This is a genomic window from Sphingopyxis sp. MWB1 (assembly GCF_000763945.1).
Lineage (GTDB): Bacteria > Pseudomonadota > Alphaproteobacteria > Sphingomonadales > Sphingomonadaceae > Sphingopyxis.
The window spans coordinates 1-775 of sequence record NZ_JQFJ01000003.1 but is presented as its reverse complement, the minus strand read 5'-3'; the positions used below and the strand labels follow the sequence as shown (position 1 = coordinate 775).

1 protein-coding gene is annotated in these 775 nt (G+C 61.8%); it reads left to right on the top strand.

What is annotated here, in order from left to right; genetic code table 11:
* The coding region (locus JV18_RS0112730) for an OmpA family protein (protein ID WP_033075357.1) at positions 1–386 on the top strand (386 nt) is incomplete at its 5' end.
* Positions 387–775 lie beyond the last annotated feature (389 nt).

The window sequence follows — 775 nt, the reverse complement described above, 5'->3', positions numbered from 1 at the left end:
CCCCGCCGCCTCCGCCGGCGCCGGTTGTTGAGTGCGCGCCTGGTCCGTACATCGTGTATTTCGACTTCGACAAGTCGAACATCACGCCGGAAGCGGCCTCGACGCTCGACAATGCGATCAGCGCTTACAACCGCGGTTGCTCGGGCACGCAGGTCATGCTTGCAGGTCACACCGACCGTGCGGGTTCGGCCAGCTACAACATTGGTCTGTCGAAGCGTCGTAACGACGCGGTTCGCAGCTATCTGACTGCTCGCGGCATCGGTGCCGGTTCGATCAGCTCGGAAGCCTTCGGCGAAAGCCGTCCGGCTGTTGCAACCGCCGATGGCGTCCGCAACGACCAGAACCGTCGCGTGGAAATCACTTACGGTCCGAACTCGGGCATGTAAGTCTGGTTTCCATCCCCGACGGGGTTGGAAGACAAAAAAGGGCGGCGTCGCAAGGCGCCGCCCTTTCTTTATGCAATGGCCTTTATTCTACGGTGGCCCGTGGGCGGATCAGATTGATAATCGGTCCGCGCGCAAGATGTGAAAGCTCATCTGGGCCGACTGCGCTTCGCTGCTTATCCCGTTGCCCGAACGAGGAGGCGGACCCCCGGGATCAGGTCGGCGATTGCCTCTGCGCCATCCTTAGCCCTTCCCCTGTTACTGTGATGAGTCCGGAAACTTGCTCCAGAGGCGAGGGTGTCACCGGCTATCTCGTGCCAGGCGCTGACGGGAGATTGCTTCGCCCGGCGTTGCCGCGCTCGCAATGACAGCCTGCGGACGCGATGAGTATA